Source organism: Oryzihumus leptocrescens (assembly GCF_006716205.1).
Lineage (GTDB): Bacteria > Actinomycetota > Actinomycetes > Actinomycetales > Dermatophilaceae > Oryzihumus > Oryzihumus leptocrescens.
Window position 1 is genome coordinate 51,132 of record NZ_VFOQ01000001.1, and the last position, 20,549, is coordinate 71,680.

Annotated in this window: 17 protein-coding genes, 1 tRNA gene and 1 riboswitch; of the genes, 13 read left to right on the forward strand and 5 right to left on the reverse strand. The window is 72.4% G+C overall.

Annotated elements, in window-relative coordinates; genetic code table 11:
• Window positions 1–4: 4 nt before the first annotated feature.
• Genes folP through FB474_RS00280 form a run of 3 tightly spaced genes read left to right on the forward strand, consistent with a single transcriptional unit; the run spans window position 5 to window position 2,168 of the window.
• A complete protein-coding gene (gene folP / locus FB474_RS00270; protein WP_141789722.1) occupies window positions 5–802 on the forward strand; it encodes a dihydropteroate synthase in 798 nt (265 codons plus the stop codon).
• A complete protein-coding gene (gene folK, locus FB474_RS00275) occupies window positions 799–1,683 on the forward strand; it encodes a 2-amino-4-hydroxy-6-hydroxymethyldihydropteridine diphosphokinase (protein ID WP_141786824.1) in 885 nt (294 codons plus the stop codon). The genes folP and folK overlap by 4 nt, the downstream gene beginning before the upstream one ends.
• Window positions 1,677–2,168 carry a DUF3180 domain-containing protein gene (locus FB474_RS00280; protein ID WP_185745962.1) on the forward strand — a complete coding sequence of 164 codons (492 nt, stop codon included), beginning with the start codon at window positions 1,677–1,679 and terminating at the stop codon, window positions 2,166–2,168. Before folK ends, FB474_RS00280 begins: the two co-directional genes overlap by 7 nt.
• A gap of 51 nt (window positions 2,169–2,219) precedes the next feature.
• On the opposite strand, the gene FB474_RS00285 is transcribed toward FB474_RS00280, so the two are convergent.
• The 3 genes from FB474_RS00285 to FB474_RS00295 form a co-directional block, all read right to left on the reverse strand.
• On the reverse strand, window positions 2,220–3,485 hold the full coding sequence (locus tag FB474_RS00285) for a DUF4032 domain-containing protein (protein ID WP_141786826.1): 1,266 nt from the start codon (window positions 3,483–3,485) through the stop codon (window positions 2,220–2,222).
• 114 nt (window positions 3,486–3,599) lie between these two features.
• A complete protein-coding gene (locus FB474_RS00290) occupies window positions 3,600–4,679 on the reverse strand; it encodes an ABC transporter ATP-binding protein (RefSeq protein ID WP_141786827.1) in 1,080 nt (359 codons plus the stop codon).
• A gap of 121 nt (window positions 4,680–4,800) precedes the next feature.
• Window positions 4,801–6,012 (reverse strand): MFS transporter, encoded by a 1,212-nt coding sequence (locus FB474_RS00295; RefSeq protein ID WP_185745963.1) that lies wholly within the window; start codon window positions 6,010–6,012, stop codon window positions 4,801–4,803.
• A gap of 163 nt (window positions 6,013–6,175) precedes the next feature.
• Between FB474_RS00295 and FB474_RS00300 the strand changes: the two genes are divergently transcribed.
• From FB474_RS00300 to FB474_RS00320, 5 genes are all read left to right on the forward strand, one after another.
• The gene (locus FB474_RS00300; RefSeq protein WP_141786829.1) at window positions 6,176–7,480 is read left to right on the forward strand and encodes a sugar ABC transporter substrate-binding protein; all 1,305 of its coding nucleotides are present in this window, start codon (window positions 6,176–6,178) and stop codon (window positions 7,478–7,480) included.
• Window positions 7,481–7,577: 97 nt separating this feature from the next.
• The gene (locus FB474_RS00305) at window positions 7,578–9,110 is read left to right on the forward strand and encodes an ABC transporter permease subunit (protein ID WP_141786830.1); all 1,533 of its coding nucleotides are present in this window, start codon (window positions 7,578–7,580) and stop codon (window positions 9,108–9,110) included.
• Window positions 9,110–10,024, forward strand: a complete 915-nt coding sequence (locus tag FB474_RS00310) for a sugar ABC transporter permease (protein WP_141786831.1) — start codon at window positions 9,110–9,112, stop codon at window positions 10,022–10,024. The genes FB474_RS00305 and FB474_RS00310 overlap by 1 nt, the downstream gene beginning before the upstream one ends.
• Entirely contained in the window at window positions 10,021–11,859 is a 1,839-nt protein-coding gene (locus tag FB474_RS00315) for a glycoside hydrolase family 13 protein (RefSeq protein ID WP_221632384.1), read from the forward strand. The genes FB474_RS00310 and FB474_RS00315 overlap by 4 nt, the downstream gene beginning before the upstream one ends.
• Before the next feature lie 32 nt (window positions 11,860–11,891).
• Window positions 11,892–12,905 (forward strand): LacI family DNA-binding transcriptional regulator, encoded by a 1,014-nt coding sequence (locus FB474_RS00320; protein ID WP_141786832.1) that lies wholly within the window; start codon window positions 11,892–11,894, stop codon window positions 12,903–12,905.
• Window positions 12,906–12,918: 13 nt separating this feature from the next.
• Here FB474_RS00320 and otsB read toward each other — a convergent pair whose 3' ends face one another.
• Together otsB and FB474_RS00330 are read right to left on the reverse strand one after the other, a co-directional pair.
• A complete protein-coding gene (gene otsB, locus FB474_RS00325) occupies window positions 12,919–13,707 on the reverse strand; it encodes a trehalose-phosphatase (protein WP_141786833.1) in 789 nt (262 codons plus the stop codon).
• Window positions 13,704–15,155, reverse strand: a complete 1,452-nt coding sequence (locus FB474_RS00330) for an alpha,alpha-trehalose-phosphate synthase (UDP-forming) (RefSeq protein ID WP_281286282.1) — start codon at window positions 15,153–15,155, stop codon at window positions 13,704–13,706. Before FB474_RS00330 ends, otsB begins: the two co-directional genes overlap by 4 nt.
• Before the next feature lie 105 nt (window positions 15,156–15,260).
• On the opposite strand from FB474_RS00330, the gene FB474_RS00335 reads away from it, so the two are divergent.
• The 5 genes from FB474_RS00335 to FB474_RS00355 all read left to right on the forward strand — a co-directional run bounded on the left by FB474_RS00335 (window position 15,261) and on the right by FB474_RS00355 (window position 20,486).
• Window positions 15,261–15,689: a CBS domain-containing protein gene (locus FB474_RS00335; protein WP_141786834.1), complete on the forward strand. Its 429-nt coding sequence runs from the start codon at window positions 15,261–15,263 to the stop codon at window positions 15,687–15,689.
• Window positions 15,690–15,756: 67 nt separating this feature from the next.
• Window positions 15,757–17,430, forward strand: a complete 1,674-nt coding sequence (locus tag FB474_RS00340; RefSeq protein ID WP_141786835.1) for a serine/threonine-protein kinase — start codon at window positions 15,757–15,759, stop codon at window positions 17,428–17,430.
• Between the two features lie 44 nt (window positions 17,431–17,474).
• Entirely contained in the window at window positions 17,475–18,998 is a 1,524-nt protein-coding gene (locus FB474_RS00345; RefSeq protein WP_141786836.1) for a threonine/serine exporter family protein, read from the forward strand.
• Between the two features lie 225 nt (window positions 18,999–19,223).
• A riboswitch (cyclic di-AMP (ydaO/yuaA leader) is annotated at window positions 19,224–19,324 on the forward strand.
• Window positions 19,325–19,355: 31 nt separating this feature from the next.
• Window positions 19,356–20,108, forward strand: a complete 753-nt coding sequence (locus FB474_RS21300; protein WP_141786837.1) for a transglycosylase family protein — start codon at window positions 19,356–19,358, stop codon at window positions 20,106–20,108.
• A gap of 305 nt (window positions 20,109–20,413) precedes the next feature.
• Window positions 20,414–20,486 (forward strand) — tRNA-Thr (locus FB474_RS00355).
• Window positions 20,487–20,549: the final 63 nt, after the last annotated feature.

Consider the following 20,549-nt stretch of genomic DNA (forward strand, 5'->3'; position numbering starts at 1 on the left):
GGTGATGGGGGTCGTCAACGTCACCCCCGACTCCTTCAGCGACGGGGGACGGTGGTTCGAGCCGGGGGCCGCGGTCGAGCACGGGCTCGAGCTGCTCGAGCAGGGCGCCGACCTGCTCGACGTGGGCGGGGAGTCGACCCGTCCCGGGGCGCAGCGTCCGGACGAGGCCGAGGAGCTGCGGCGCGTGATACCGGTGGTGCGCGAGCTGGCTGCCCAGGGTGCGCGCGTCTCGGTGGACACGATGCGGGCGTCCGTGGCCGGCGCCGCGCTCGAGGCCGGGGCCAGCATCGTCAACGACGTCAGCGGCGGCCTGGCCGACCCGGACATGCCGGCCGTCCTGGCCGGCACCGGCGTGCCGTTCATCGCCATGCACTGGCGTGGCCACAGCGCGCAGATGCAGCAGCGGGCGCAGTACGACGACGTCGTCGCCGAGGTGCGCGCCGAGCTCGGGGAGCGGGTCGAGCAGCTGCTGGCCCGGGGCCTGCGCCGCGAGCAGCTGGTGCTCGACCCCGGCTTCGGCTTCGCCAAGCTGCCCGCCCACAACTGGGCCCTCCTGGCGCACCTGGAGCTGGTCGTCGCGCTGGGCCTGCCGGTGCTCGTCGGCACCTCCCGCAAGACGTTCCTGGGCCGGCTCGGCGTGCCCGAGGGCGCCGACCCGCGGCCGCCGCTGGAGCGCGACGCCGCCACCTGCGCCACCACCGTCCTGGCCGCGCAGGCGGGGGCCTGGGCGGTCCGGGTCCACGACGTGGCCTCCAGCGTGGCCGCGGTCCAGGTCGTCGCGGCGACGGAGGGGGCACGATGACCGACCGGATCACCCTGACCGGCATCAGCGCGCGGGGCCGCCACGGCGTGCTGGACTGGGAGAAGCAGCTGGGCCAGCCGTTCGTCGCCGACGTGGTCCTCGAGGTCGACCTGGCCCGGCCCGGGGAGAGCGACGACCTGGCGCACACCGTCAACTACGCCGCCGTCGCCGCCGAGGTCGTGGAGGTGCTGTCCGGGGAGCCGCTGGACCTCATCGAGGCCGTCGCCGAGCGGGTCGCCCGCCGGGGGCTGGCCTACCCGCTCGTCGAGGCGGTCGAGGTCACCGTGCACAAGCCGGACGCGCCCGTAGGCGTGCCGTTCACCGACGTCAGCGTCCACGTCCGGCGCGAGCGGGACACCCCGGTCGTGGTCGCCCTCGGCGCCAACCTCGGCGACGTGCAGGAGACCCTGGAGGCAGCGGTCCGCGCGGTCGGGGACCTCGAGGGGGTGCGGGTGGACACGGTCTCGCCGCTCGTCGAGACCGACCCGGTCGGCGGGCCGGAGCAGCCGGCCTACCTCAACGCCGTGCTGCTGGCCCACACCCGGCTCGCCCCGCACCGGCTGCTGGCTTCACTGCACCGGATCGAGGCCGCGCACGGCCGCACCCGCGAGACCCGTTGGGGCGCGAGGACGCTGGACCTCGACCTCATCCAGTACGGCGATCCCGACGTCGGCACCGACGTGGTCAGCGACGACCCCGGGCTGATGCTGCCGCACCCGCGCGCCGCAGAGCGGGCGTTCGTGCTCACCCCGTGGCTGCGAGCCGATCCCGAGGCGCGGCTGCGGGTGGCCCCCGGTGAGGTGGCCGACGTGGCGCGCCTGCTCGCGGCCACCGACGCCGACGGCGTTCGACCCGGACCCGAATGGAGTGCACCATGGTGAAGGACGGTCGGGGCGTCACCGTGCGCCTGGTCCTTGCGGTCGTGGTCGTGGTGGCCGCCGTCTCGTGGGCCGTGCTGCGCTGGTGGGAGGGCGCCGGCCACGGCCTGCCGGGGGCGTCCTGGGGCAGTGCGGTGCTGCTGGCCTTCATGGCCGTGGGCATCTACGTCGCCGGCCTGCCGGTGCGCCGCTGGCAGCAGGGCAAGGCCACCCGTGAGCTCAGCATGGTCCGGGCGCTGCGCACCCTGGTGCTCGCCCAGGCGGCGGCCCTCACCGGGGCCATGGTCACCGGCTGGTATGCCGCGCTGGTGCTGCTGCGCCTGCCCGACGTCGACGTGGCGTCGGTGCGTGCCGACGCGGTGCACGCCCTGGTGCTGCTCCTCGCCGGGGTGCTGCTGACCGTGGCCGGGATGGCCGCCCAGCGGATGTGCCGGGTCGACGACGACCGGTCCGACCGCGAGGACGACGACGCCGACGCCCCGCGCTGAGCGGCGCGCGGCCGGTGGGGGGAGCGCGGTGGTTCAGCTGTGCGCGCCCGGTCAGCGGCGGCGGCGCGGTGGCTCGGAGACGCGGGCGATGATCGGCATCTCGACGGTGTCCACGCCCAGCACGGCGGACTCGTCCGGCTTGCCCGGCAGGACGTGCGCCACGTAGTCCTTGATCGCGGCCTCGATCGAGACGTCGTGCCCGGCGCGCTCGGACATGTACCACCGGTGCTCCAGGACCTCGTGGAACAGCTCGGCCGGCTCGAGCTTGTGGGTGAGGTCGCGCGGTACCTCACGCTGCACCGGCTCGTAGACCCGGGAGAGCCAGTCGTGCGCGACGATCTCCTCGTCGTCGCCCTGCCGGTCCGTGGCCGCACGGTAGGCGTCGAGGTCGTTGAGCAGGCGGCGAGCCTGGTTCTCCTCGACGTCCAGCCCGGTCAGCCTCAGCAGCCGGCGCGAGTGGTGGCCGGCGTCGACCACCTTGGGCTGGATCTGGATCTGGGTGCCGCCGATGTCGGTGGAGATGGCCAGCTCGTCCACGTCGAAGCCGAGCCCGTTGAGCCGGCGGATCCGCTCGTCGACCCGCCAGCGGTCACCCTGCTCGAACCGCTCGAGCTCGGTCAGCTCGCGCCACAGGTCGCGGTAGCGGTCCACGATCCGCTGCGAGGTGTCCACGGGGTCGACCGACTCGGGCAGGAACCCGCCGGCGGACAGGTCCATCAGCTCCCCGGCGATGTTCACCCGGGCGATCTCGAGGTCGTGCTCGCGCTGGCCGTCGGAGAGGTTGTCGCGCAGCTCGCCGGTCTCGGCGTCGACGAGGTAGGCGGCGAACGCGCCGGCATCCCGACGGAACAGGGTGTTGGACAGCGACACGTCACCCCACCAGAAGCCGGTCAGGTGCAGCCGGACCAGGAGCACCGCCAGGGCGTCGATGAGCCGCTGGGCGGTGTCCTTGCGCAGCGTCTGGCTGAACAGCGCGCGATACGGCAGGGAGAACTGCAGGTGCCGCGTGATCAGGCAGGCGTCCAGCTCCTCCCCGTCGGGGGTGGTGCGGCCGCTGATGACGCCGAACGCCTCCACGCACGGCTGGTCGAGCCGGGTCAGCAGGCGCAGCAGGTTGTACTCGCGCCGGGCCAGGTCCTCGCTGATCTCCTTGACCGCCAGGACGCGGCCGGAGAGCTTGACGAACCGGACGACGTGGCGCGAGATGCCCCGGGGCAGCGCCGCGAGCACGTCCTCGGGCCACTCCTCGAGGGGGACCGACCACGGCAGGTCGAGCAGCGCAGGGTCGGGACGGGCAGCGGTGATCTGCAGGGCCACGGTGTCCATGGTGACACGGGGCGCGACGGGGACGCCGGGAGCGTCCGCGGCCCCGGACGCGAGGAGGCGGCGGCACCCGGGTGGGTGCCGCCGCCTCCGTGACGCGGGGTGCGCTCAGTCGCCGATGCGCTCGCCGGTCTCGATGTTGAACACGTGCACGTGGCCCTGCTTGGGGGCGAAGTGCACGGTCTCGCCCTTCATCGGGGGGCGCCGGCCGTCGACACGGGCGATGATCGGCTTGACCTCGCCGTTCATGTCGGTGGAGCCGTAGACGTAGGCGTCGGCGCCGAGCTCCTCGACGACGTCGACCGTCACCGGGATGCCCTCGGCCTCGCCGGCCAGCGACAGGTCCTCGGGCCGGACACCCAGCGTGACCGCCTTGCCGGCGCCGGCGAGGTGCTCGCGCTCGATCGGGGTGACGCTGGCGCCGAACTTCACGCCGCCGTCGACCACCGGCACCTCGAGCAGGTTCATGGCGGGGGAGCCGATGAAGCCGGCGACGAAGACGTTGTTGGGGTGGTCGTACATGCGCCGCGGGGTGTCGCACTGCTGCAGCAGGCCGTCCTTGAGGACAGCCACGCGGTCACCCATCGTCATGGCCTCGACCTGGTCGTGGGTGACGTAGACGGTCGTGACGCCGAGGCGGCGCTGCAGCGAGGCGATCTGGGTGCGGGTCTGCACGCGCAGCTTGGCGTCGAGGTTGGACAGCGGCTCGTCCATGAGGAACACCTGCGGGTTGCGCACGATCGCGCGGCCCATGGCCACGCGCTGGCGCTGGCCACCGGAGAGGGCCTTCGGCTTGCGCTCGAGGTACTGCTCGAGGTCGAGGATCTTGGCGGCCTCCGCGACGCGCTTGCTGATCTCGCTCTTGTTGACGCCGGCGATCTTGAGCGCGAAGCCCATGTTGTCGGCGACCGTCATGTGCGGGTAGAGCGCGTAGTTCTGGAAGACCATGGCCACGTCACGGTCCTTGGGCGAGAGGTCGGTGACGTCGCGGTCGCCGATCCAGATCTTGCCGTCGTTGACCTCCTCCAGGCCGGCGAGCATGCGCAGGCTGGTCGACTTGCCGCAGCCGGAGGGGCCGACGAGGACGAGGAACTCGCCGTCGGCGATGTCGATGTCGAGCTTGTCCACGGAGGGGACGTCGTTGCCCGGGTAGAGCCGGGTCGCCTTGTCGAACTTGACCGTAGCCATGTGTGATCGAACCTTCCTTCACCGGCAGGAACGTGCCGGACGATCCGTTGTAAAGGTGGTGCCCCACCGGGCGGGTGCCAGCGGTGGTGGAACGGATCTTCCCCCATGGGCGCCGATCCGGCTAGACCTGAGTGACGGATGTGACGAGCCCGGTATGCCGTGCCGCGGCCCGGTCGTGCAGGGCCAGGGCCGCTGCGGCGAGCAGCGCGACGGCGCCGGCGACCGGCAGGACCAGGCGCGGGGCGTGGGCCCAGCCGAGGCCTCCGAGCGCCGGGGCGAGGAACATGCCGGCCACGGAGGCTGAGGCGTACAGGCTCTGGTAGCGACCGGCATACCCCTCGGGGGCGGCGTCGGCGACGGTCGCGGTGGCCGTGGGCTTGTAGAGCATCTCCCCGGCGGTGAGCACGAGGACCGCGAGGACGGCGGTGACGAGGGACGGAGCGACGCCGACCACGAGCCAGGCCAGGCCGACGAGGCCGTAGCCCAGGGCGACCAGGGCCAGCGCCCGGTGCCCGGCCATGCGCACCGACAGCGGCACCTCGAGCGCCACGATCACGGCGCAGCTGCCGGCCAGCAGCAGGCCGTAGGCGATGGGGGCCAGGCCGAGCGCGCGCAGCTGCAGGGGCAGCGCGACGTAGAACTGCCGGTAGGCGACGTCGACGGCGATGACGGTGCCCAGGACCCACAGCACGTGCGGGCGGGCACGCAGGGTGTGCCACAGGGCGCCGCGCGTCCTCCCGGGGGAGTCGCCGCGAGGGTGGGCCGCCGGCGAGGGCACCAGCCGCCAGATGGTCACGGCCATCAGCGCGCTGCTCGCGGCGTCGATGACGAAGACCAGGCCGAAGTCATGGGCCGCGGCGAGGGCGCCCAGCGGAGGCCCGATGACCATGCCGGCGTTGTAGGCGGCCCGGCCCACGGCGGCCGCGGTGCGGCGGTGCTCCGGCGCGACGGCGGCGAGGACGACGGCCATGTTGAGCGGGCGCTGGGCACCCGCGGCGAAGCCACCGACCGCGGTCAGGGCGGCGAGGCAGGAGGTGGGGGTGAGCGGCAGGACGCCGCAGACCGCGGCCCAGGCGAGGGTGGCGGCGAGCAGGCATCGGCGCAGGCCGAACCGGTCGCCGAGCGAGCCCCCGGCGAGGTTGCCGGCGATCATGCCGACGCCGAAGGCGGCGCCGACCAGGCCGGCCGCGTCGGCGCCCAGGCGCCGGTCCTGGACGAGGTAGAGCGTGAGGAACGTGAACGCCAGCGAGCCGACCGCGCTGACCAGCTGGCCCAGCAGCAGGCCCTGCAACCAGCGAGGGAGCAACGCGACCTGCCGCCATGCCGTGAACATCTGCCGTTCCCCCTGTGACCTGTGGTGACCAGGTGACGTTATCGAAACGTGCCTGCAAGATCTTGCAGTTTTGCTTCCAGAAGACTGCAAGAACTTGCTACGTTTTGCGCGCTTCAGGGGGTCGGCGTGGGCCATCCCTTCTCGTCACTTGCTAGGAGACTCGATGCACAAGCGTGCGTTTGGGGCCGTCGCCGTCACCGGTGTCGCTGCCCTGCTGATGAGCGGCTGTGGAGGGTCCAGCACCCCCGCCGCCGGCAAGACCAGCAGCACCACCGCGACCGCGACCACCCCGGCCGCCTCGCCCACCACGACCGGCGCCCCCGTCCGTGACGCGAACGCCGAGCTGGTGATCTGGGCCGACAACGACCGCGCCCCGATCCTGCAGAAGTACGCCGACCAGTTCGGCCAGGAGAACAAGGTCAAGGTCGTCGTCCAGGTCGCCACCGACGTGCGCCAGCAGTTCAAGGACGCCACCAAGGTTGGCAAGGGCCCCGACGTCATCGTCGGTGCGCACGACTGGCTGGGCGAGCTGGTCCAGAACGCCACCGTCGCCCCGATCAACCTCTCCGCCGACGTCTCCAGCAAGTTCGCGCCGTCCGCCATCGCGGCCACCAAGTTCAACGGCCAGACCTACGGCGTGCCCTACGCCGTGGAGAACATCGGCCTGGTGCGCAACACCGCCCTCGCCCCCGAGGCCCCCAAGACCATGGAGGACCTCGTCTCCAAGGGCCAGGCCCTGGTCAAGGCCGGCAAGGCCACCAACATCCTGATCCAGGAGGTGGGCAAGACCGGCAACGCGTACTACACCTACCCCTACCTGAAGGCCTTCGACGGCGGCATCTTCGCCACCAAGGCCAACGGCGACTACGACGCCACCAAGGTCATCGTCAACAGCGCCGGCTCCCTCAAGGGCGCCGCGGAGCTGCAGAAGCTCGGTGCGCTCAAGGCCCTGTCCACCAACGTGAGCGGTGACAACGCCGACGCGCTGTTCGACGCCGGCAAGGCGCCGTTCTACATCACCGGCCCGTGGGCGATCGACAAGGCCAAGAAGGCCGGCATCAAGTACGCCATCTCCCCGCTGCCCTCCATCGGTGGCGGCCAGATGCAGCCGTTCCTCGGTGTCCAGATGTTCTACGTCTCGGCCAAGGCCAAGAACGCCGCCCTCGCGGAGGAGTTCGTCACCAACTACGTGCCGCGCAAGGACGTCCAGGAGGCCCTGTTCGCCGCCGGCAACCGTCCCCCGGCGCTGACCGAGGCCTACAACGAGGTCTCCGCCTCCAACCCCGACGTCAAGGCGTGGTTCGAGGCCGGCAAGGGTGGCCAGGCCATGCCGAACATCCCGGCCATGAACTCGGTCTGGGGCCCGCTCGGCCAGGCTGCCGCCGACGTCATCGCCGGCAAGGCCCAGCCGAAGGCGCGCTTCGACGCCGCCCAGAAGGAGATCGTCGCCAACATCGCCAAGGGCTGATGACGGCGCGGGTGGCCGCCGACCCCGGTCGGCGGCCACCCGGCATACCTGCTTGCTGCACCACCTGATCCACCCCCGCACGATCCCGGGAGACCCGATGAGCCGGATGGCCGCCAACGTCATGAAGTGGGGCGCGATCGCCGTCGCGCTCGTCGTCGTCTTCTGGGTCGACACCCAGCTGGCGAGCCAGGGGCACCTGCTCGCGGTGGTGCTGGTGTCGATGGTCGGCCTGGCCGTCCTCGCCATCTACGGCACCCGCCGCGCGGTGCCGCTGAAGTACCTCTTCCCGGGGCTGGTGCTCCTCGTCGGCCTGCAGATCTGGCCGCAGGTCTACACGGCCATGACCGCCTTCACCAACTACGGCGACGGCCACTCGATCTCCAAGCAGGAGGCGATCGACAGCATCGTCGCCAACTCCGTCACGGAGGTCCCGGGGTCGCCGCGCTACAAGCTCTCGGTCGCGGTGAAGTCCGGCAGCGACCCCGCCACCGGCGACGCCTTCTACCTGCTCACCGACCCGCAGGGCAAGACCTTCGTCGGTGACGCGAAGGGCCTGACCGACCTCACCGCCGGCGTCGAGAAGGCGCCCACCGGCAAGATCACGGCAGCTGAGGGCTACACCATCCTCAGCGCCGTCCAGGTCAACGACCGGAAGGACCTCGACACCTTCGCCGTGCCGAGCCAGGACGGCAGCGCGATCAAGCGGGTCGGCCTGTCCGAGGCGTTCGAGGGCAAGGCCACGATGACCTACGACAAGGCCACCGACACCCTCACCGACTCCGCCACCGGCAAGAAGTACGTCGCCAAGGACGCGCGGTTCGTGCCCGCGGACGGCCAGGGCGACGCGCTGCCGCAGGGGTGGAAGGAGAACGTCGGCTTCAAGAACTTCAAGACCGCCTTCACCGACCCCGTCATCCGCGCCGGCTTCGTCAAGATCCTCATCTGGAACGTCGCCTTCGCGGCGGTCTCCGTGGTGAGCACCTTCGCCCTCGGCATGCTGCTGGCGCTGCTGCTCAACGACCCCCGCCTGCGGGGCAAGGCCGTCTACCGCTCGCTGCTGATCCTCCCCTACGCCATCCCCGGTTTCGTGACGGCGCTGGTCTGGCGCTCGATGTTCAACCAGGACTACGGCCTGATCAACCAGCTCACCCACCTCAACGTGGACTGGCTGGGCGACCCGTGGGCGGCCCGCGCCGCGATCCTGCTGGCGAACCTGTGGCTGGGCTTCCCCTACATGTTCATCGTCTGCACCGGCGCCCTCCAGTCGATCCCCGACGACGTCAAGGAGGCGGCCCGCATCGACGGGGCCAACCCGTTGCGGATGCTGCGCTCCATCACCATGCCGCTGCTGCTGGTGGCGGTCGGGCCGCTGCTCATCGCGTCGTTCGCCTTCAACTTCAACAACTTCACGCTGATCTTCCTGCTGACCGAGGGCGGCCCCTTCGAGGCGGCCAACACCTCGATCGGGTCCACCGACCTGCTCATCACCTACGCGTTCCGCCTGGCGTTCAGCGGCGTGAGCCCGAACTACGGCTTCGCGGCGGCGGTGTCGGTCCTCATCTTCATCATCGTGGCGCTGATCTCGGCGCAGGGCTTCCGTCGCACCAAGGCACTGGAGGAGATCAACTGATGTCCAGCCTGACCCAGACCCTCGCCACCCCGGTCGCCACCGAGCCGGAGCCGGGCGCGCGTCGGCGCGTCCCCGTCAGCGGCCGCGTGTGGTGGCGCCACTCCCTGGCCATCGTCGCGCTGATCTGGTCGCTGTTCCCGATCGTGTTCATCCTGTCGGCGGCGCTGAACCCGTCGGGCACGCTGAGCACCTCCTCGCTGCTGCCGACGAAGATCGGCATGGACAACTTCGACGCGCTGTTCAACGACCAGAACCGCCCGTTCCTCGAGTGGTTCAAGAACTCGATGGTCATCTCGACCGTCGGCGCCCTGCTCGCCGTCTTCATCGGCGCCAGCGCCGCCTACGCCTTCTCCCGCATGCGCTTCGTCGGACGCCGCCCGGGCATGCTGCTGCTCCTGCTTCTGCAGATGTTCCCCGCCCTGCTGACCTTCGTGGCCATGTACATCACGTTCGCCGCCATCGGTGACGTCATCCCGATGTTCGGCCTCAACACCAGCCTCGGCCTGATCCTCGCCTACAGCGGTGGTGCCATGGGGGCCAACGTCTGGCTGCTCAAGGGCTACTTCGACACCGTGCCGCGCGAGCTCGACGAGGCGGCCAAGGTCGACGGTGCGTCGCACGCGCGGATCTTCTTCACGATGACGCTGCGGCTGGTGTTGCCGATCCTCATCACCGTCTTCATGCTGACCTTCATCGGCCTGTTCAACGAGTTCCTGCTCGCCAGCATCTTCCTGCGCGACGTGGACTCCCAGACCCTCGGCGTCGGCCTCAACGCCATGCTCAAGGCCGACCGCAACCGCTACTTCGGCCAGTTCTGCGCCGGTGCCCTGCTCGTGTCCATCCCGGTCGTCCTGCTGTACCTGGGCTTCCAGAAGCAGCTCGTCGGCGGCCTGACCCAAGGTTCGGTGAAGTGAGCTCCTCGCTCGACCTGCTGTCCCAGCCCCACCACGACGGTTCCGACCTCTACGTCTCCAACGCCGCGCCCCGGCTGGGCGAGACGGTCACGCTGCGGGTCCGCGTGCCGCACGAGGCCGACATCACCGCGGTGCACGTGCGGCTCACGCCGGACGCCGAGCCGGTGTTCGTCGACGCGGTCGTGGAGTCGGTCACCGACACCGAGACGTGGTGGAGCGCCGAGGTCGTCTGCCACAACCCGGTGACCAACTACCGGTTCATCCTCGAGGGCGGGCCCTCGGGCTACGCCTGGCTCAACGGCACCGGCGCCCACCTGCGCGACGTCCCCGACGCCGCCGACTTCCGCATCGTCACGTATGCCGCGCCGCCTGCCTGGGCGGGCGAGGCCGTGGTCTACCAGGTCTTCCCGGACCGGTTCGCCCGGTCGGCGGCCGCCGACGAGCGGCCCACGCCGGAGTGGGCCGTCCCGGCGCAGTGGGAGGAGCCGGTCGACCTCGGCCACGACGTCATCGCCTGGCAGCTCTTCGGTGGCGACCTCGACGGCGTCGTCGAGCGGCTGGACCACCTCGAGAAGCTCGGCGTCAACACGGTCTACCTCACGCCGTTCTTCCCGGCCCGCTCCAACCACCGCTACGACGCCTCGACGTTCGCGGCGGTCGACCCGGTGCTCGGCGGCGACGAGGCGCTGTCGCGTCTCACCGAGGCGGCGCACGCCCGCGGCATGCGGGTGCTGGGCGACTTCACCACCAACCACACCGGTGCGGCGCACGAGTGGTTCGCCAAGGCGCAGGCCGACGAGACCAGCGACGAGCGGGGTTTCTACCTCTGGGACGAGGACGGCGACTACGTCGCCTGGCTGGGCGTGAAGAGCCTGCCCAAGCTCAACTACGACAGCGCCGAGCTGCGACGCCGGGTCTTCGACGACGCCGACGGCGTCGTGCGCAAGTGGATCAGCGGCGAGCACGGCCTCGACGGCTGGCGCGTCGACGTGGCCAACATGACCGGCCGCTACCGCGACCAGGACCACAACCAGGACATCGCCCGGCAGATGCGCGCCGCGATGGCCGAGGCGCGCCCGGACGCCCTGCTGGTCGGTGAGCACTGCCACGACTTCACCCGCGACGCGGTCGGCGACGGCTGGCACGGGGTCATGAACTACGCCGGCTTCACCCGCCCGGTCTGGACGTGGCTGCGCGACAAGGGCTACGCGCCCAAGTTCCTCGGCTCCCCGCTGATGGTGCCCCGGCTCGGCGGCGTCTCGGTGATGGAGACGATGCGCGAGTTCACCGCGCTGGTGCCGTTCCGCACCGTGCAGCACAGCTTCAACCTCGTCGGCTCGCACGACACCACCCGGGTGCGCACGCTCGTGGGCGAGGACGCCCGCCAGGTCGACGCCGCGGCCGGCCTGCTCTTCACCATGCCGGGCATCCCGATGATGACCTACGGCGACGAGATCGGGATGCGGGGCGACTTCGGCGAGGACGGACGCCGCCCGATGCCGTGGGACGAAAGTCGCTGGGACCACCGGCTGCTGGACGTCTACCGTGGCCTGATCGCGGCGCGGACCTCGTCCGTCGCCCTGCGCGAGGGCGGCTTGCGATGGGTCCACGCCTCGGACGACGCGCTGGTCTACCTGCGCCAGACCGCGGCGGAGACCGCGCTGGTGCACGTCGCGCGGGCCGAGCACGCGCCGGTCACGGTGTCCACCGCCCACCTGGGTGGCATCGAGGGTGCGCGCACGGCATACGGTCGGGACCTCGCCCCCGGCGAGGGCAGCATGGAGCTCGTCGCGGACGGGCCCGAGGTGAGCATCTGGGTCTGGCCGAACCCCTGACGGGGCGAGACCATGAGCGCGAAGGACGGACGATGAGGGCACGACTGGCGGACATCGCCGAGCAGGCAGACGTCAGCGAGGCGACGGTCAGCCGTGTCCTCAACGGCAAGCCGGGGGTCGCGGAGTCGACCCGCCAGGCCGTGCTGACCGCGCTCGACCTGCTCGGCTACGACCGGCCCAGCCGGCTGCGCCGCAAGAGCGCCGGGCTGGTCGGGCTGGTCATGCCCGAGCTGACCAACCCGATCTTCCCCGCGTTCGCGCAGATCATCGAGACGGCGCTGGCGCGGCACGGCTACACGCCGGTCCTGTGCACGCAGACCCCCGGCGGGGTGCACGAGGACGACTACGTCCAGATGCTGCTCGACCGCGGCGTGGCCGGCATCATCTACGTCAGCGGCCTGCACGCCGACTCCTCCACCGACCCCCAGCGCTACGTCAAGCTGCGCGAGCGGGGGCTGCCGATCGTGCTGGTCAACGGCTTCCTCGAGGGCATCGACGCGCCGTTCATCTCCAACGACGACGTCGCCTCGATGGAGCTGGCGCTGACCCACCTGGTCCACCTGGGCCACACCCGGATCGGGCTGGCGGTGGGACCGGACCGGTTCGTGCCGGTCATCCGCAAGATCGCCGGCTTCCGCAACTCGATGGCCACGCTGCTGGGCCGCGAGGACGTCGAGGACCTCATCGAGCGCACCATGTTCACTGTCGAGGGCGGCGCCGCCGCGGCCAACCGGCTGCTCGACAAGGGCGCCACCGCGATCGTCTGCGGCTCGGACCTGATGGCGCTCGGCGCGATCCGGGCGGCCCGCCAGCGGGGTCTGGACGTGCCCAGGGACCTCTCCGTCGTCGGTTACGACGACTCGACCCTGATCGCCTTCACCGACCCGCCGCTGACCACGGTGCGCCAGAGCGTGCAGGCGATGGGGGAGGCGGCGGTGCGGGCGCTGCTCGACGAGATCGCCGGCGAGCCGGCGCCGCGGGCGGAGTACGTCTTCCGCCCCGAGCTGGTCGTGCGCGGCTCCACCGGCGCCTGCCCGAAGGACTGAGCGCCCGGCGCGGTCAGTGCCGCTGCTCCTGGCGGGAGCGGACGAAGAGCTCCAGCGCCTCGACCACCTCGGGGATGCCGGGCACCCGGTGCTCGGCGGCGGTCTCGCCCGCGCCCACCTTGACCCCGAGGTCCCCGCGTGAGGGGTCGAGCACCGCGAAGGCGCGCTCGTCGGTGACGTCGTCGCCGAAGTAGCCGATGGCCTCGACCCGGCGGCTGGTGGCCAGCGACTCCAGCGCGGTGCCCTTGGTCGCGGCGAGCACGGAGATCTCCACGACGTCCTTGCCGGGGGTGACGTGCACGCCGGTATGCCGGGCCGCCACCTCGTGCGCCGCCTCCGCGGCGCGGCCGGCGACCGGCTCCGCCACGCCCCGCGTGTGCAGGGCGACGGCCGCGGGCTTGTGCTCCACCCGCGGCCCGTCGTGGTCGGCGGCGACCTGCTCGATCCCGTCGCGCAGGCTGGCCAGGGTCTGCTCCTGCTCGTCGTCGAGCAGGGCACCGTCGAGGTCGCCGGCGAGGCTGGACTGCGCCCCGTGGCTGCCGACGAGCACGATCGGCTCGTCCTCGCCGACCCCGGTGAGGGCGCGCAGCGTGGCCAGGTCGCGCCCGGAGAGGAGGACCACCGAGACGCCCTCGAGCGCACCCGCAGCGCGGACCGCCTCCAGCCCTCCGGGGGCCGCCGCGGCGTCCATCGGGTCGCGCACGAACGGCGCAAGCGTGCCGTCGAAGTCGACCCCGAGCAGCACGCGCCGGCGCCCGGCGAACGTGGTCACCGCCTGGTGCACCTCCGGCGACAGGGTCATCGGGGGCTCCGCTCGGGCTTCTTCGGCGCCGCGGCCAGGGCGTCGAGGTAGCGCGCCGCCCACCGCTGGACGTCGTGGTCGGAGACGCGGCGGCGCAACGCCTTCATCCGCCGGCGCTTCTCCGCGGCCGGTGTCTGGATCGCGGCCATGATCGTCTGCTTGAGCCCCTCGATGTCGTGGGGGTTGCACACGTAGGCCTGCTTGAGCTCGTGCCAGGCGCCGGTGAACTCGCTGAGCACCAGGGCGCCGCCGAGGTCGCTGCGGCAGGTGACGTACTCCTTGGCGACGAGGTTCATGCCGTCGCGCAGCGGGGTGACGAGCATGACGTCGGCGGCACGGAACAGCGCCGCCATCTCGGCCCGTGGGTAGGAGTGGTGCAGGTAGTGCACGGCGCTGGCGCCGATGGGGGAGTACTCCCCGTTGATCCGGCCGACGGTGCCCTCGACCTCGGTGCGCAGCCGGCGGTAGGCGTCGACGCGCTCGCGGCTGGGCGTGGCGACCTGGACGAAGACGGTGTCGGGCGGGGCGATCGCGCCGTCCTGCAGCAGCTCCTCGATCGCCTTGAGCCGGTGGCGGATGCCCTTGGTGTAGTCGAGCCGGTCCACCCCGAGCATCAGCGTGGAGGGGTTGCCCAGCGACTCGCGGATCTCCCGGGCGCGGGCCTGCACCTCGGGGGTGCGGGACAGCTCCTCCAGGCCCTTGAAGTCCACCGAGATCGGGATGGCGCTGGCGCGGACGTGCCGCTCCTCCCCGCCGGCACCCACGCCGCCGGGCCGGAAGGTCACGGTGTCGGCCTTGGTGGTCATCCCGAGCAGCCGGCGGCAGGAGCGCAGGAAGTTCTCGGCGTCGGAGGTGCGCTGGAAGCCGAGGAAGTCGGCGCCGAGCAGCCCCTCGACCAGCGCCCGTCGCCACGGCAGCTGGGCGAACAGCTCGACCGGGGGGAACGGGATGTGGTTGAACCAGCCGATCCGCACGTCAGGGCGCAGCTCGCGCACCATGGCCGGGACCAGCTGCAGCTGGTAGTCGTGCACCCACACCGTGGCGCCCGGCGCGGCGACCTCGGCGACCGCCTCGGCGAAGCGGCGGTTGACCGAGCGGTAGCAGTTCCACCAGGCGCGGTGGAACTTCGCCGGGACGATGACGTCGTGGTAGATCGGCCAGAGGGTGTCGTTGCTGAACCCCTCGTAGTACTCCCGGACCTCGTGGGCGGACAGGCCGACCGGCTGCAGGAACATGCCGTCCTCGTGGAACGGCTCCGGCGGGTCCCCGGGCTCGCCGGCCCATCCCACCCAGGCCCCGTCCCGCCCGCGCATCACCGACTCCATGGCGGTGACCAGACCGCCGGGGCTGGTGCGCCAGCTCACCGTCCCGTCGGGGTCCACGACCCGGTCGACGGGCAGCCGGTTCGCGGCGATCACCAGGTCGAACGTCTGTGGTCCAGCAGGCACTTCGGCATCAGCTCCCCGACTTGAGTTCCGGTCCCACCCTACGTGCCCGCCGTGACCGGCCGACATCCTCTGGCGGGAGGGCAGGCGCAGCACTACCGTCGTCTCATGCGCATCTCCGACGTCATTCGTCGCAAGGGCGACCTGGTCGTCACCATCCGTCCCGATGACACCGTCGAGCACCTCCTGGCGGTCCTGGAGGAGCGCGGGATCGGTGCGCTCGTGGTCAGCGAGGACGGCCAGACCGTGGCCGGCATCGTCAGCGAGCGCGACGTCGTGCGCCACCTGCACCGCTCCGGGGCCGGGGTCCTCTCCGGCCCGGTGTCGGCGATCATGACCGCCGACGTGCACACCGCCAGCCCCGACGACGCCCTCGACGAGCTGGCCCGGCAGATGACCGAGCTGCGGGTGCGGCACGTGCCGGTTGTCGTCGACGGCAGGCTGCGCGCCATCGTCAGCATCGGCGACGTGGTCAAGCAGCGGATCGACGAGCTGCAGACCGAGCGCGACCAGCTGGTGGGCTACATCCAGCAGTAGCCGGTAGGGCCCGACGCGGGGCCCCACCTCCCTTGCGCAGCCGGTCGCTCGGCTTACCGTAGGGACCATGACTGCCGGGGCACGCCAGGACGAGGCGGTGGACGGCGTGCCCGAGCAGATGCTGGGCCCCTACCGCCTCCTCGAGCAGCTCGGCGAGGGCGGCATGGGCGTCGTCCACCTGGCGCTGGCCCCCAACGGGCGGGCGGTGGCGATCAAGGTGCTCCGCCCGCACATCGCCCACGACGCCGACGCGCGGGCCCGCCTGGCCCGTGAGGTCGCCACCCTCTCGCGGGTGCAGGACCCCGGCGTGGCGGCGGTGCTGGACGCCGACACCGAGGGCGACCGGCCCTACGTCGTCACGCGCTACGTGCCGGGCCCGCCGCTGGACCGGGTGGTCGCCGACCACGGCCCGCTCACCGGCGAGGCGCTGCTCAAGCTCGGGCGCGGCCTGCACCGGGCGCTGACCGCGATCCACGCGGCGGGCGTGATCCACCGGGACCTCAAGCCCGCCAACGTGCTCCTGCTGCACGGGGACCCGGTCGTCATCGACTTCGGTATCGCGCACGTCGCCGACGACGTGCGGCTCACCATGACGGGCCTGGTCATGGGCACCCCCGGCTACCTCTCGCCCGAGGTGCTCGAGGGGGCGCCGGTGACGGAGGCGACCGACTGGTGGGGCTGGGCGGCGACGCTGGCGTTCGCCGCGTCCGGGGTGCCGCCGTTCGGGCGGGGCCACATGGACGCGGTCCTGGACCGGGTCCGCCACGGACGGGCCGACCTGACCGGGGTGGACCCCCGGCTGCAGCCGCTGCTGCGGGCGGCCCTGTCGCCCGACGCGGCCCGGCGGCCGGAGGCCGAGGAGCTCATCGACGCCCTGGAGCGCTACGCCGCCGGCGAGGACGCCACGGTCAACCTGCCGGTCCTGGACCCGACGACGGTCGTGTCCTCCTCGTCGACCCAGCAGTTCCCCACGGCCGTGGCACCGGCAGCGCAACGCCCGGACTGGGGGCCGCTCGCGCTGCCGCCGGACCCGGACGAGGACTGGTCGCAGGGCCCCGGGGAGGTCTCGCCCGGCGACGAGGCCGAGTCCGACTGGGAGGCCGCCCGGGAGATGGCTCCCGGCGAGCCGGACCCCCGGATCGGTCGCCCGTCCCGGGCCGGCACCCTCGCCGCGATGCTGGCCGCCACCGTGGCGGTCGCGGCGGTGTGGCCGCTGGTCGCCGTGGTGCTGGCCGTCGCGTGGTCCCTGCTGGCCCGGTTCGCGGACCGCTCGGTCACCTCTCTGGTGATGCGCCGGCACGCCGCCGGGCGCCGGCGCAGCGACATGCCGGTCGCGGTGATCTCCAGCCCGTGGCACGTGCTCAGCGCCGCCGTGGCCACCGTTGTCTCGCTGCTGCTGCCCCTCGTGGTGGCCGTCGCGACCACGTTCTCCGCGGCGCTGGCGCTGACCTCCCTGACCGGCGGGCAGCCCCGCCCCGACTCCTCCGCGCCCATCGCGATCGGCGCCCTCGTGGGCCTGCTCGTGGTGTGGTGGGGCCCGGCCTCGCCGGCGCTGCGCCGGGGGTCGCGCAGCCTGGTGCGGGGAGTGGCCCGCCCCGGCACGGCCACCCGAGCGGCAGTCACGCTGCTGCTCCTCGCCGCCGTCGGGCTCGGGGTGTGGGCGTGGACCCGTCACGGCCAGGTCTCGTGGTGGCCGACCACCGGGACAAAGATGCCGTTGCCGTCGTTCCTGCAGCGGTGAGGTGGGCGCGATACCGGTCTGACACGGCGGGCTAGCGTTTGCCCATGACCGACCCGGATCCCGCCACATCCCGACCGGATCCCACCGCGCCGCGGCCCGACCCGAACGCCCCGCAACCCGGGGTGACCCAGCACCGTGGACGGCCCCGCATCTGGCGCGGGGAGGAGCTCACCGAGCCGATGCCGCTGTCCGCGTCGCTGCGCCGCACGCCGTACCGCAACCCGCGCCGGATGGAGGCGCCTGCCGAGGAGCAGACGGTGCGCACCGCGCTGGAGCTGGCGGTGCGGGCCGGCGAGCTGATGCTGCGCTGCGGCGGCAGCGCCCGCGACGTGGAGTCGAGCATCGTGGCCGTCGCGACCTCCGCGGGCCTGGAGCGGCTCGAGGTCGACATCACCAACCAGAGCCTGCTGGTGCAGTGCGTCTCGCCCTCGGGCCAGCTGCACACCCTGCTGCGGGTGGTCCGCTCGACCAGCCGCGACTTCGCCCGGCTGGCGGCCCTGCACGAGTTCGTCGAGGCCCTCGTCGCCGGCCGCATCGACCTGCGCCAGGCCACCGCGCGGCTGCGCCAGATCCGCCGGCACCCGCGGTTCTGGCCGCGGTGGGCGATCACCTTGTCCTACGGCGTGCTCGCCGGGTCGGTCGCGCTGAAGCTGGGCGCCAGCGTGCCGGCGGTGGCCCTGGCCCTGCTGTCGGCGATGCTGGTCGACCGGGTCGGGCGGGTCCTCGCCTCGCGCGGGCTGCCCTCGTTCTACCTGTCGGCCGTGGGTGGGGCGATCGCCACCGCGGTCGCGTGGGGAGCGTTCGTGCTCGGGCGCAGCGGTGCGCTGGACCTGACCCGGGCGGACAGCGCGTACATCGTGGCCGGCGGCATCGTCGTGCTGCTGCCCGGTCGCGCCATGGTCTCCTCGGTCGAGGACGCGATCACCGGCTACCCCGTGACCGGCGCCGGCCGGCTGTTCACCGTCGGGCTGACCGCCGCCGGCATCATCACCGGTGTCGCCGCAGCCCTGTCGGTCACCGTGCGCCTGGACCAGGCCTTCGGGCTGGGGGCGTCGCTGCCGAAGATCTCCGTCGAGGGCGCCGGGGTCGCGCTGCCCGTGCTGGTCGTCGCCGGTGCGGTCGGTGCCGTGGCCTCTGCGATCGCCCAACGGACCCGGCGCAAGCTGCTGGTGCCCACCGCGGTGCTCGGTGGCCTCGGCACGCTCGTCACCGGGGTGGTGCACCAGACGTTCGGGCTGGGGCAGCTGACCGCGCTGACCATCGCGTGCGTGCTCATCGGCTTCGGCGGTCGCCTGGTGGCCCTGCGCATGGGCGCGCCGGGCCTCGTCCTGGTGGTGCCCGCCGTCGGCCCGCTGCTGCCCGGTCTGACCATCTTCCGTGGCATGTCGTTGCTCGTGTCCGGCTCGGTCATCGGCCAGGGGGGCGCCTCGACGGCGGCCGGCCTGACGATCCTGCTCGGGGCCGGCGCCGCCGCCCTGGCCATCGCGACCGGCGTCGTCCTGGGGGACCTGATGGCCTCGCCGTTCGACCGGCAGATCGTGCGACAGCGCCGGGCCCGGCTGCGCTGACGCGACCGGGCTGGAACCGGACATTCACGGCATACCGGTCCTGCGTTGTCTATGGGTTGACGATCTGCTGGGAAAAGTTCGGTGAAACCGGCCCGGCGCGAGGCCGTTTCGTTATAGGAATGGGGACGTTCGTCAACTGCATACCGACCACACGCATGCGTGCCCACCGCGCCAAACCTCGTCCGGCGGGCACTTCACCGGGGTGACCCGGGTCAGGACGAGGGTGGGGGACCCATGATGTTGGCCGGCCTTCGGGTCGGCCTTGGGGTGAAGCCGGCACCGCCGGCCGGGCACGCCTGACACGCCCGAACCCGACAGCTGACCTCTCCGGCGCATCGTCAGGAGAGGAACCCCTCGATGCACTACGCCCCCCGGCACGCCCGTCGGTACACCCCGCGGCACGCCGCCCCGCAGGGTGTCAACAAGTCTCGTGTGGCCGGTGTCGCCATCGCCGGCGCCGCCTCCGTCACCACCGGTGTCGCGGTGGCCGGCCCCGCGCAGGCCTCCTCCGTCTGGGACTCCGTGGCCGCGTGTGAGAGTGGCGGCAACTGGGCGATCAACACCGGCAACGGCTACTACGGCGGGCTGCAGTTCACCCAGAGCACCTGGGTCGCCTACGGCGGCGCCCGCTACGCCTCGCGCGCCGACCAGGCCAGCCGCGAGGAGCAGATCACCGTCGCCCAGCGCGTGCTCGCCGCACAGGGCCCGGGCGCGTGGCCGGTGTGCAGCCGCAAGGCCGGCCTCACCCGCGCCAACGGCGGCACGGCCACGGTCGAGGCGTCCCGGTCGATGGCGCGCACGGCGCTGCCCGCGGCCCCGATGCCCCAGAAGCCGGCCGTCAACCACGCGCGCGTCGCCGTGAGCGGCTCCATCGGCTCGTCCACCGTCCGGTCGATCCAGCGCTGGGTCGGCACCACGCAGGACGGGATCCTCGGCCCGATCACCACGGCCGCCCTGCAGCGCAAGGTCGGTGCCACGCCGGACGGCGTCATCGGGCCTCAGACGGTGCGCGCGCTCCAGCGCCACATCCACGCGCGCCAGGACGGTGCCCGCTCGCTCAACGCACCCACGGTGCGCGCGCTGCAGAGCTGGCTCAACGGCCACCGCTGATTGCAGGCTCGTCGTCGGCGCCCTGCCTGCGACTCCTGGTTCCAGCGGCACATCCTGCTCCCCTGTGGCAGGAACACGAAGGCCCGGCGGTCCCCGTCCGGGCCTTCGGCGTGTGCCGGGTCGGGTTGCTGCCGGGTGGGCGGGCTGTGGTGGGCGCTCGGCGTGGCCGCTCCTCCTGGGGTGGCGGCGCGGGGTGGCGGCGCGGGGTGGCGGCGCGGGGGTGGCCGCCCGGGGCCGGGAGGGCCGGTAGCATTTCGCGAGCCCACCCACCGCGGTGGGCGCGTCCCGTGCCTCGGCGCGGGTCGGCCGACGTGGCGCAATCGGTAGCGCACCTGTCTTGTAAACAGGTGGTTGCGGGTTCGAATCCCGCCGTCGGCTCTGGTGTTTTCGCAGGTCAGAGCCACTCTGTAGTCGGGTGGTTGGTTGAGTGAGAGCCGGGCG

Excerpts from the sequence above, each read along its gene's own strand:
- folP (WP_141789722.1), top strand. The coding sequence starts at position 5 with ATGGGGGTCGTCAACGTCACCCCCGACTCCTTCAGCGACGGGGGACGG.
- folK (WP_141786824.1), top strand. The coding sequence starts at position 799 with ATGACCGACCGGATCACCCTGACCGGCATCAGCGCGCGGGGCCGCCAC.
- FB474_RS00280 (WP_185745962.1), top strand. The coding sequence starts at position 1,677 with ATGGTGAAGGACGGTCGGGGCGTCACCGTGCGCCTGGTCCTTGCGGTC.
- FB474_RS00290 (WP_141786827.1), bottom strand. The coding sequence starts at position 4,679 with ATGGCTACGGTCAAGTTCGACAAGGCGACCCGGCTCTACCCGGGCAAC.
- FB474_RS00295 (WP_185745963.1), bottom strand. The coding sequence starts at position 6,012 with ATGTTCACGGCATGGCGGCAGGTCGCGTTGCTCCCTCGCTGGTTGCAG.
- FB474_RS00300 (WP_141786829.1), top strand. The coding sequence starts at position 6,176 with ATGCACAAGCGTGCGTTTGGGGCCGTCGCCGTCACCGGTGTCGCTGCC.
- FB474_RS00305 (WP_141786830.1), top strand. The coding sequence starts at position 7,578 with ATGAGCCGGATGGCCGCCAACGTCATGAAGTGGGGCGCGATCGCCGTC.
- FB474_RS00310 (WP_141786831.1), top strand. The coding sequence starts at position 9,110 with ATGTCCAGCCTGACCCAGACCCTCGCCACCCCGGTCGCCACCGAGCCG.
- FB474_RS00320 (WP_141786832.1), top strand. The coding sequence starts at position 11,892 with ATGAGGGCACGACTGGCGGACATCGCCGAGCAGGCAGACGTCAGCGAG.
- otsB (WP_141786833.1), bottom strand. The coding sequence starts at position 13,707 with ATGACCCTGTCGCCGGAGGTGCACCAGGCGGTGACCACGTTCGCCGGG.
- FB474_RS00335 (WP_141786834.1), top strand. The coding sequence starts at position 15,261 with ATGCGCATCTCCGACGTCATTCGTCGCAAGGGCGACCTGGTCGTCACC.
- FB474_RS00340 (WP_141786835.1), top strand. The coding sequence starts at position 15,757 with ATGACTGCCGGGGCACGCCAGGACGAGGCGGTGGACGGCGTGCCCGAG.
- FB474_RS00345 (WP_141786836.1), top strand. The coding sequence starts at position 17,475 with ATGACCGACCCGGATCCCGCCACATCCCGACCGGATCCCACCGCGCCG.
- FB474_RS21300 (WP_141786837.1), top strand. The coding sequence starts at position 19,356 with ATGCACTACGCCCCCCGGCACGCCCGTCGGTACACCCCGCGGCACGCC.